The sequence below is a fragment of the Pseudomonas sp. KK4 genome (assembly GCF_001984065.1).
Lineage (GTDB): Bacteria > Pseudomonadota > Gammaproteobacteria > Pseudomonadales > Pseudomonadaceae > Aquipseudomonas.
The window spans coordinates 1-9,761 of sequence record NZ_LYVP01000156.1 but is presented as its reverse complement, the minus strand read 5'-3'; the positions used below and the strand labels follow the sequence as shown (position 1 = coordinate 9,761).

Below are 9,761 nucleotides of genomic sequence, written 5' to 3'. Positions count from 1 at the left end.
CCGACGGCAAAGGCCAGACCACGCGCCTGCTGCGCACCGCCCGTGGTCTGCCGAGCAGCCGCCAGGACGCCAAGGGCCAACGCATTCGTTACGAATACGACCCGGCGATTCGCCTCACCGCGCTGGTTAAAGAAAACAATGCGGCTTACCAGTTTGCCTACGACGCATCCGACCGCTTGGTCGAAGAAAAACGCATCGATAACCTGACCCGGCACCTCAGCTACAACATCGGCGGGCATCTGAAGCGGGTCGACGAATCGGCCACCTGCACCAACTCAACCTCGACGGCCAGCTATCAGCGATATGGAACGCGATGACCTGAATCGCGAAGTCCTACACCGAAGGCCAGCTCACCAGTTGCTTCGGCTACGACGCCACGGCCTGCCAGTTCGCCTCGACCTTGCCGGCGGAAAAGCTCTCTCAACCCCACAATCCCGGCATCCAGCCCGAGCTGTTGGTGGAGCACGCGTACAACCCGATCCACCGCCGCCACCGGAAACAGTGAATGACTCGCGTGCTCAACTGAAAAAATGTGTGCTACCGCTTCCCGCTCACTTAGAGCCGATATAGGTGCCATAAGGGACAGCCCGAATCTTTAAGAAATTTGATGCTCTGGCCCGCCTCCAGATACGGGATGCCCCGTGGAGCTCCCAATAGCTGTTCAACAATCGTGAAGAAATTTAAAAAAATACTGAAAACCTACAATCGACCATTCGTCGTCCAAGCGAAAAATAACCTTTGACAGCGTCACGGCTTTGCGTGAGTATTTATCCATCGCATACGACCTAATCGAAAGCGACACAAAATAAGCACTTCAACCGTTTGGAGATCCAGCCATGAACACTGCAAGCAAACTTGAAATGTCCATCTCCACCGTTCGCGCTGCCCATGGCCACAACGGCAACAACTGGATCACAGCGATTTAAAGTGCCATAAACATCGCATACGATACAATCGTAAGCGCCTACAAAATACCGAGGACGCCCCCATGAGCAAGATCGAAAAAGTACTGGCCACCGGCAAGACCCACACCACCCACAGCGCTGCCGGCCATAGCCTGCGGGGCCACAACGGTCACCTGGATATTGCACTGTCCTCGCCAGGCGCTGCCCAGCCAGATCACGTATTCGCCGCCACCCAGCCGCACCCGAAAGCCGAGCAATTGTTCGCCGGGGCCTGGTCGGCCTGCTACACCGCCGCCGTAGGGCTGGTGGCCCAGGAGCGCAACATCGTGCTGCCAGCGGACATGGCCGTCGACATCGAAGTAGACCTGGGCCAGACGGGGCCGGCGTACTTTCTTCAGGCACGCCTGACCTTGCGTGTACCGGGACTGGCTCAGGATATCGCGACGGAACTGGCGCACATCGCCGATTCCATCTGCCCTTACTCCAAAGCCACCCGCGGCAATATCGACGTGGACCTGAATGTGATTACGGCATAAAAGCACGAATAAACTCGCATACGATACAAGCGCATACGAATAACCCATCGACAACCTGAGGCAATCATCATGAGCAAAATCGAAAAAGTACTGGCCAGCGGCAAAACCCACACCACCCACAGCAAAGCCGGCAACACCTCGCGGGGTCATAACGGCAGCCTCGACATCGAACTGTCGTCGCCCGGCAGCGCCACTCCTGCCCATGTGTTCAGCGGCGTGCAGCCACACCCGAAAGCCGAGCAACTGTTCGCCGGCGCCTGGTCGGCGTGCTACATCGCCGCGGTGGGGCTGGCGGCTCAACAGGCCAAAGTGACATTGCCGGCCGACACCGCTGTCGACATCGAAGTCGACCTGGGCCAGACCGGCGCCGAGTACTTCCTGCAGGCTCGACTGACCCTGCGTGTGCCGGGTCTGTCCCACGAAATCGCGACCGAACTGGCCCACACCGCCGACGCCATCTGCCCGTACTCGAAGGCTACTCGCGGCAACATCGACGTCGCCATCAACGTGATCACTGCCTGACCCGACGCACAGCCGGTTCCACCGGGAACCGGCTGTCGCTTTCACAGATTCGATGCCCGCAGAACAGGGCCGACAGCGGCGTGAGCACTTCCGATACCATCGCATGCGATGTATAGTTTGGTCTCGCCATCCACTGTCCCTGGCCACCGAGAATGTCCATGAAATCGAGCAAAAAGCCTGCCGCCCTGGACCTGAAGCTTTCCGAATTCCTGTGCTTCGCGGTCTATTCCTCCAACCTGGCCTTCGGCAAGGCGTACAAGCCGATGCTGGAACGGCTCGGGCTGACCTACACCCAATACATCACCCTTGTCGCGCTCTGGGAAGAAGACAACCAGACCGTGGGCAGCCTCGGGGAAAAACTGTTCCTGGAATCCAACACCCTCACGCCGATCCTGAAGAAGCTCGAAGCCATGGGTTATCTGCTGCGCCAGCGCGACCCGGAAGATGAGCGCCAGGTGCGCATCAGCCTGACCAAGGAAGGGCGAAAACTGCGTGAGGGTTTGACCGAAGACGGCTTCCCGCAAACGGGACTGGACCCCGAAGACTTCGTGCAAATGCAGAAGGCCATCGTCAAGTTGCGCAGCAACCTGATCCGTACCACCAAAGACCGCGAATAACCCTTAACTGTAGGAGCGAGCTCGCTCGCGATGGACGTCAACGATAACGCTGGAAACCTGACACCCCGCGGCGGTCTGAGATTCATCGCGAGCGAGCTCGCTCCTGCAGGGGCGAAACTAATTGGCGAGTGATACCGCTGTGTCGATCACGGTAATGGGCACATATATCAACGTGATCAGCGAATACGCCTTGCGCGACTTCGCCAGAAACGCGCACACCGGCAGCACAATCATCACCACGTCCAGCGCACCCCACAGCGCCAGCGGCGATGCCTTGAACAAGACAATGTTCACGATCATTCCAAGAAACAGATAAGCCGACAGTGAGAGCAGGGCGTAGCGGCCATCCTGTTCGAAGTAGATGCGCAGCCCATGCTGCTCGTCCTCGCTTCGACTCGGCAGCATCAAGGCCGCCGAGACAAAAAGCGACAACGCCAACAGCACCAGCAACAGGAATTCCAGAAACGAAAACGTGCCTTTGACTTGAGGCAGCGAGTTGACTGCCCACCAGAAATCCAGCTGCGTCACGAACAGCATGACCGCCCACACCAGCGCGACCCAATCCGGCGCGGCCGCACGGCGAATGCGGAACACCGTCAACGCACCCAGCAACAGGCGGGTGACGGAAAGGCCCAGGATCATCGAGAGTACGGTGGCAACGATGGGGAAGTTGCTCATGGTCGTCCTGTCCGCTTTCGGCTGGCTGCGAAGATTTGCTCAGCGTAGACCACAACCCTGCAGGAGCGAGCTTGCTCACGATGGTCGTCAACGATAACGCGGAGCATCTGAATGCCCGCGTCGCCAGAACGTTTTTATCGCGGGCAAGCCACGCTCCCGCAGGATCCGACTCAGGCGGCGGTCATATCTGTTCCAGCAGCCAGGTCCGGAACGCTACGAGGGACGGCAGCATTTCATTGCGCGGCGGATAGGCCAGGTAGTAACTGCGCTGGCTGGCGAAGGGCTGGTCGAGGCTGATCAGCTCACCGTTGGTCAGTTCATCGCTCACCAGAATGCGCGGCACCAGGCCGATGCCGATGCCGGCCCTGACCGCCTGGATCAGGTGCGACGTCAGCTCGAAACTCGGCCCCAGCCGCATCAATCGATGGGGCAGGCCGTGGTGACTGAACCACTCGCCCCAGACGTTGGCGTTGCTGGCGACGTTGAGCAGCGTCTGGCCACTGATGTGCTCCGGGGTCCAACTGGCATGGGCTTCGGCCGCTTGGGGCGAAATGATCACCATCAATTCTTCGGTGTGCAGGCGATGGCTGATCAGACCCGGCAAGTCGGCATTGCCCACCACGATCGCCGCGTCGATGCCACTGGTTTCGAAGTCGATGGCATCGATCCGCGAATTGATGTGCACCAGCATGCCGGGATGGGTTTTGTAGAAATCATGCAAGCGCGGCAACAGCCATTTCGAGCCGAAGGTCGGCAGGGTGGCCAGGCGCAGGGTACCGCTGCCGGATTGATAGGCCATGGCCTGCAGCGTCGCGCTGCGAATACGCCCCAGGGCTTCGCTCATTTCCCGCTGGTACAGACGACCGACATCGGTCAATTGCACCTGTCGGCCTTCACGGCGAAACAGGGTCAGGCCCAGTTGCTGCTCCAGCGCCTGGACCTGCCGGCTCACGGCGCTCTGGGTCAGCGACAGCTCCACGGCGGCGCGGGTATAGCTTTCATGACGGGCGGCGGCTTCGAAGGCCAGCAGCAACGACATCGAAGGGGTGAGGTGACGGTAATTCATTCGTAGAAGTCATCGATAGCGGCAGGATTATCCGTTTGTCCGTCGCCACAACCTGCAGGATCATTGGCGCAGCCGACGACCTGAGGCTGACCCATTAATGCTCAGGCGACAAGTATTTTGATTTTTTCCGTGATTAGACCAAGAAGAGAACAGCCTGAGATGATCGCTCAGTTGCCCACCGTTGCACTCGCGGCAGACTACCCCCAATTCCTTGAAGCCCTGCGCGCCAGCGGCTTTCGCGGCCAGCTCAGTGCCGACTACGCCACCCGCACGGTGCTGGCCACCGACAACTCCATTTACCAGCGCCTGCCGCAAGCGGCGGTGTTCCCCATGGACGCGGACGACATCGCACGCATCGCGAGCCTGATGGCCGAACCGCGCTTTCGCCAGATCAAACTGACCCCGCGTGGCGGCGGCACCGGCACCAACGGCCAGTCGCTGACCGACGGCATTGTGGTCGATCTGTCGCGGCACATGAACACCATCCTTGAAATCAACGTCGCCGAACGCTGGGTACGGGTACAGGCGGGCGTGGTCAAGGACCAGCTCAATGCGGCGCTCAAACCCCATGGACTGTTCTTCGCCCCGGAGCTGTCGACGTCCAACCGCGCCACCGTCGGCGGCATGATCAACACCGACGCCAGCGGACAGGGCAGTTGCACCTATGGCAAGACCCGCGACCACGTTCTGGAACTGCACAGCGTGCTGCTCGGCGGTGAGCGTCTGCACAGCCAGCCAATCTCCGATGAAGCCTTGGAGCAGGCGTGCGCACAGCCCGGCCGGGTGGGTAATGTGTACCGGGTGGCGCGGCAGATTCAGGAGACCCAGGCCGATTTGATCGAGTCGATTTTCCCCAGACTCAACCGCTGCCTGACCGGTTATGACCTGGCGCATCTGCGGGACGAGCAGGGGCGTTTCAATCTCAACAGCGTGCTGTGTGGCGCGGAAGGTTCCCTGGGCTACATCGTCGAGGCCAAGCTCAGCGTACTGCCAATCCCCAAGTACTCGGTGCTGGTGAACGTGCGCTACGCCAGCTTCATGGATGCGCTGCGCGATGCCAATGCGCTGTTGGCGCACAAGCCGCTGTCCATCGAAACCGTGGACTCCAAGGTGCTGCTGCTGGCGATGAAAGACATCGTCTGGCACAGCGTCGCCGAATATTTCCCGAGCGACGCCGGGCGCCCGACCCTGGGCATCAATCTGGTGGAGTTCAGCGGCGACGATGTGGCCGACGTGAACGCCCGCGTGGCGGATTTCGTGGCGCACCTGCAGGCTGACAAGACCCTCGAGCGACTGGGCCACACCCTGGCCGAAGGCGCCGAGGCCGTGACCCGGGTGTACACCATGCGCAAGCGTTCGGTGGGGCTGTTGGGCAACGTCGACGGCGAGGTTCGCCCGCAGCCGTTCGTGGAAGACACTGCTGTACCGCCGGAGAAACTGGCCGACTACATCGCCGAATTCCGCGCTTTGCTCGACAGTTACAACCTGGCCTATGGCATGTTCGGCCACGTCGATGCCGGGGTGTTGCACGTGCGCCCGGCGCTGGACATGAAGGACCCGGCCCAGGCTGCGCTGGTCAAGCCGATTTCCGACGCGGTGGCCGAGCTGACCCGACGTTACGGCGGGCTGCTGTGGGGCGAGCACGGCAAGGGTTTGCGCTCGGAATACGTGCCCGAATTCTTTGGCGAACTGTACCCGGCGCTGCAGTCGCTCAAAGGTGCGTTCGACCCGCACAATCAGCTCAATCCCGGCAAGATCTGCACTCCGCCGGAGGCCGCTAAGGGTTTGCTCAAGGTCAACGAAGTGACGCTGCGCGGCGATCTGGATCGGCAGATCGACGAGCGCGTCTGGCAGAGTTTCGGCACGGCCATGCACTGCAACGGCAACGGCGCTTGCTACAACTACGACCCCAACGACGCCATGTGCCCGTCGTGGAAAGCCACCCGTGAACGCCAGCATTCGCCCAAGGGCAGGGCGTCGTTGATTCGCGAGTGGTTGCGGCTGCAGGGCGCGGCCAATATCGACGTATTGCAAGCGGCCCGGGGCAAGTTGTCGTGGTTGAGTGGGTTGCCAACGCGGTTGCGCAACAACCTGGCGCGCTCGCGGGGCGAGGCGGATTTCTCCCATGAGGTGTACGACGCCATGGCCGGTTGCCTGGCCTGCAAATCCTGCGCGGGACAATGCCCGGTCAAGGTCAATGTCCCGGAATTCCGCTCGCGTTTTCTTGAGCTGTACCACGGTCGTTATCAGCGTCCGCTGCGTGACTACCTGATCGGCTCGCTGGAGTTCACCATTCCTTACATGGCTTACGCGCCCAGGTTGTACAACGCGCTGATGGGCTCGAAGTGGATGAGCCGTCTGCTGGAGCGGCAGGTCGGCATGCTCGACAGTCCGCTGATCCATCGCCATGACTTGCAGACCACGCTGACTCGTTGCAAGGTCGCCGTCGCCAGCGTGCCGGCCCTGCGCGAGCTGACTGCGGCGCAACGGGAGCGTAGCGTGGTGCTGGTGCAGGACGCGTTTACCCGCTACTTCGAAACGCCGTTGCTGGCGCGCTTTATTGAGTTGGCGCATCAGATGGGCTATCGGGTGTTCCTGGCGCCCTATAGCGCCAATGGCAAGCCGCTGCATGTGCAGGGGTTCCTCGGTGCTTTCGCCAAGGCCGCCATCCGCAACGCGACTCAACTCAAGACACTGGCCGACTGCGGTGTGCCGCTGGTGGGCCTGGATCCGGCGATGACCCTGGTCTACCGCCAGGAATATCAGAAAGTGCCGGGAATCGGTGATTGCCCCGAGGTGTTGCTGCCGCAGGAGTGGCTGATCAACGCGCTGCCTGAAAGCGCGCGCCCGGGGACCGGGACGTTCCGTTTGCTGGCGCACTGCACCGAAAAAACCAACGTCCCGGCCAGCACCGCGCAGTGGCAAACCGTGTTTGCCCGGCTGGGCCTGAAGCTGGTGACGGAAGCGACCGGTTGCTGCGGCATGTCCGGCACCTACGGCCACGAAGCCCGCAACCAGGACACCTCGCGGACCATTTTCGAACAGTCCTGGGCCGGCAAGCTGGATACGCCGGGGGAAGCTCTGGCAACGGGGTATTCCTGCCGCAGCCAGGTGAAGCGCTTGGCCGACAAACAACTGCGCCATCCGTTGGAGGTTGTGCTGGAACAGATAGTCAGCAACTGAAAGCGGCAATTCCCCGCCTCCCGCGTCATCGCTCCCACAGAGGCCTGCGCGGACCCTGTAGGAGCGAGCTCGCTCGCGATGAACCCGAGGCCACCGCTGGGTGTCTGGTTTCCCGCGTCATCGTTAACGACCATCGCGAGCATGCTCGCTCCTACAAAAGCTTTCGCGGACTCTGTAGGAGCGAGCAAGCTCGCGATGAACCCGAGGCCCCCGCGGGGTATCTGGTTTCCCGCGTCATCGTTGACGACCATCGCGAGCAAGCTCGCTCCTACAAAGGCCTGCGCGGACCCTGTAGGAGCGAGCACGCTCGCGATGAACCTGAGGCCACCGCGGGATGTCAGGCCTGCCTCGTCATCGTTGACGACCATCGCGAGCAAGCTCGCTCCTACAAAGGCTTTCGCGGACCCTGTAGGAGCGAGCTCGCTCGCGATGAACCTGAGGCCACCGCGGGGTGTCAGGCCTCCCGCGCCATCGTTGACGACCATCGCGAGCAAGCTCGCTCCTACAGTGGTGGTAATAAATTCATAACATCCCGATCTGTCGCTCACAGCTACCGGACATTGCCTACAGCTCAACCAGAGTCATCTGCTATCCGGGGACTGAAGGTAAGAAAATACTGATCGGGCAGAACAGGAGGCATCACCATGGCAGGAACGGTGCTTTCTGTTTTCGCTGGCTACCCGCAGAGCACCGGACAGGAAAGACACCATAGTCGCAAAGGATTGCTGATGAGACAGAATGATCGTGAGAATCTTGAACTCGATAAGCTGCAAATTGAAATTCGCAGACTCAACGCCGAATCCCGAAAATTGGTGGCAGAAGAAAGCAAATTCAAACAGGAAGCCTTCTGGTACCCGTACGCAGTGGCGACAGGTATGGTCACTGCCGTCGTCGCCGTTGCCGGCCTGTGGACCAGGTTTTGAGCGCTGGTCTCCCGATGTCGATGTATCCGGCGATACTTGAATTTTGCCGCCACTCGGCCCAAATTCCAGATACAAAAGGCTCATTCATAGGATTAGCTCGTGACCCACAAGGACGAAACAGACATGCCTATACAATCCACGAATCAAGCCAAGATTGAACAGTTACGCCGTGAAATAGCGGCTGTGGCTGAAGAAATGAGCCGTCCACCTCCAACCGTTGCACGCGCTTTTCTGCTGCCGTTCTGTATCGGCGCTGCGTTCACTCTTACGGCCTTCATTGCCATGGTTTTTTTCGCCAGGCTGATCTGACTTCCCCAAAGCCTGCGATTTCCAGATCAACGAATACGACCTCTTCGTACTGTCTGCGACACCCCCCCGAACTTTGCGCGGTTTTTGTCGGTCGACCCATCTTCTGCCTGATCAGCCCCTTGCGTCGTCGGGGCACAACTAAAAAAGGGTGATCGCGATGAGTTGTCTTATCTGTGCCGGTGCCGCGCAGCGCATTCAGTGCCAGGGGCCGTGGGAGGAGCGGGACTGTCCGGAGTGTGGCCGTTATCGGGTGTCCGATGAGCTGATTCTGACGCTGATGGAGCAGGGGCAGATCTTCGATGTCGGCAAAACCCGGGGCTGGCTCGACAGCCGGCGCAGGGAAGGGGCCGTGCCCTCCATCGAGATCCATGAAGCGCTGCTGGTGCCTTAAGGGTTCAGCGATTGCTTGAGCTCGGCCTCACTCCATGCGCCCTGAGCGCACCTGTGGGTCGCCGCATAGCCGGTGACGTTTGCCCCCCCGCCTCAGTGCCACCCCAGGCAGGAAATGCGTGTCCGTCCTGGCCAGCCCCAGCTCCAGCGCCTGGAACACTCAGTACGATCACATCGCCCCAGGCCGCGCCATCACTGAGCGACGCGAGAAGCTGCCGCTTCGCTGGCAACATCTGCTATCGCCGTCTGATCGTTCCAACCGCTCGGCACGCCAACCACCGGTCGCCTTTTCCATCCATTGCTTGAACCTGAGGACAAACAGGTCTAATTATTAGGCGTGGGAAAAAATCCCACACACAGGATGCCAAAAGAATTTATAACGATTTCCCGACTTGATTTGGCGTTCCTCGCGGTATTGACCAGGAGACGGAAAATGCAAATTCATCATGTGTTCAAACGGGCTTTGTTGGCCATGGCCATTGGTGGCGTGCTGTCAGCGTCCATCGTGCTGGTCCCGGATTCGATTTCCCATGACTCCAGCGCCTACGCCAGAGATGGCGGTAGTGGCGGTGGCGGTGGTGGCGGTGGCCACGGCGGAAGTGGCGGCGGTGGCGGCGGCAACGGTGGTGGCG

9 protein-coding genes and 2 pseudogenes are annotated in these 9,761 nt (G+C 60.4%); 9 read left to right on the top strand and 2 right to left on the bottom strand.

The features are described 5' to 3' along the window. From B0W55_RS29640 to B0W55_RS27025, 4 genes and pseudogenes are all read left to right on the top strand, one after another. A pseudogene (locus B0W55_RS29640) lies at positions 1 to 496 on the top strand (type IV secretion protein Rhs); the annotation flags it as partial. 492 nt (positions 497 to 988) lie between these two features. Next, positions 989 to 1,441 (top strand): Ohr family peroxiredoxin, encoded by a 453-nt coding sequence (locus B0W55_RS27035; RefSeq protein WP_077048968.1) that lies wholly within the window; start codon positions 989 to 991, stop codon positions 1,439 to 1,441. Positions 1,442 to 1,510: 69 nt separating this feature from the next. Beyond that, a complete protein-coding gene (locus B0W55_RS27030; protein ID WP_077048967.1) occupies positions 1,511 to 1,963 on the top strand; it encodes an Ohr family peroxiredoxin in 453 nt (150 codons plus the stop codon). A gap of 158 nt (positions 1,964 to 2,121) precedes the next feature. Continuing rightward, positions 2,122 to 2,580, top strand: a complete 459-nt coding sequence (locus B0W55_RS27025; RefSeq protein WP_077048966.1) for a MarR family winged helix-turn-helix transcriptional regulator — start codon at positions 2,122 to 2,124, stop codon at positions 2,578 to 2,580. A 117-nt stretch (positions 2,581 to 2,697) separates the two neighbouring features. On the opposite strand, the gene B0W55_RS27020 is transcribed toward B0W55_RS27025, so the two are convergent. Next, positions 2,698 to 3,258 carry a hypothetical protein gene (locus B0W55_RS27020; RefSeq protein ID WP_077048965.1) on the bottom strand — a complete coding sequence of 187 codons (561 nt, stop codon included), beginning with the start codon at positions 3,256 to 3,258 and terminating at the stop codon, positions 2,698 to 2,700. A 181-nt stretch (positions 3,259 to 3,439) separates the two neighbouring features. Then, positions 3,440 to 4,324 (bottom strand): LysR substrate-binding domain-containing protein, encoded by an 885-nt coding sequence (locus tag B0W55_RS27015; protein ID WP_077048964.1) that lies wholly within the window; start codon positions 4,322 to 4,324, stop codon positions 3,440 to 3,442. A 159-nt stretch (positions 4,325 to 4,483) separates the two neighbouring features. Here B0W55_RS27015 and B0W55_RS27010 point away from each other — a divergent pair, with 159 nt between their 5' ends. The 5 genes and pseudogenes from B0W55_RS27010 to B0W55_RS31315 all read left to right on the top strand — a co-directional run. Beyond that, positions 4,484 to 7,507, top strand: coding sequence for an FAD-binding and (Fe-S)-binding domain-containing protein (locus tag B0W55_RS27010; RefSeq protein ID WP_077048963.1), 3,024 nt, complete (start codon positions 4,484 to 4,486; stop codon positions 7,505 to 7,507). A gap of 728 nt (positions 7,508 to 8,235) precedes the next feature. Further along, complete coding sequence (locus B0W55_RS27005) at positions 8,236 to 8,430, top strand: hypothetical protein (protein ID WP_077048969.1); 195 nt, start codon at positions 8,236 to 8,238, stop codon at positions 8,428 to 8,430. A 99-nt stretch (positions 8,431 to 8,529) separates the two neighbouring features. Continuing rightward, positions 8,530 to 8,739 (top strand): hypothetical protein, encoded by a 210-nt coding sequence (locus B0W55_RS27000; protein ID WP_256576403.1) that lies wholly within the window; start codon positions 8,530 to 8,532, stop codon positions 8,737 to 8,739. 157 nt (positions 8,740 to 8,896) lie between these two features. Further along, entirely contained in the window at positions 8,897 to 9,130 is a 234-nt protein-coding gene (locus B0W55_RS26995; RefSeq protein ID WP_077048961.1) for a hypothetical protein, read from the top strand. Between the two features lie 432 nt (positions 9,131 to 9,562). Then, positions 9,563 to 9,761 (top strand): annotated as a pseudogene (locus B0W55_RS31315) (hypothetical protein); the annotation flags it as partial.

Bases quoted from the DNA above. Each gene is read 5' to 3' on its own strand.
- B0W55_RS27010 (WP_077048963.1), top strand. From the start codon at position 4,484: ATGATCGCTCAGTTGCCCACCGTTGCACTCGCGGCAGACTACCCCCAA.
- B0W55_RS27025 (WP_077048966.1), top strand. From the start codon at position 2,122: ATGAAATCGAGCAAAAAGCCTGCCGCCCTGGACCTGAAGCTTTCCGAA.
- B0W55_RS26995 (WP_077048961.1), top strand. From the start codon at position 8,897: ATGAGTTGTCTTATCTGTGCCGGTGCCGCGCAGCGCATTCAGTGCCAG.
- B0W55_RS27030 (WP_077048967.1), top strand. From the start codon at position 1,511: ATGAGCAAAATCGAAAAAGTACTGGCCAGCGGCAAAACCCACACCACC.
- B0W55_RS27005 (WP_077048969.1), top strand. From the start codon at position 8,236: ATGAGACAGAATGATCGTGAGAATCTTGAACTCGATAAGCTGCAAATT.
- B0W55_RS27020 (WP_077048965.1), bottom strand. From the start codon at position 3,258: ATGAGCAACTTCCCCATCGTTGCCACCGTACTCTCGATGATCCTGGGC.
- B0W55_RS27015 (WP_077048964.1), bottom strand. From the start codon at position 4,324: ATGAATTACCGTCACCTCACCCCTTCGATGTCGTTGCTGCTGGCCTTC.
- B0W55_RS27035 (WP_077048968.1), top strand. From the start codon at position 989: ATGAGCAAGATCGAAAAAGTACTGGCCACCGGCAAGACCCACACCACC.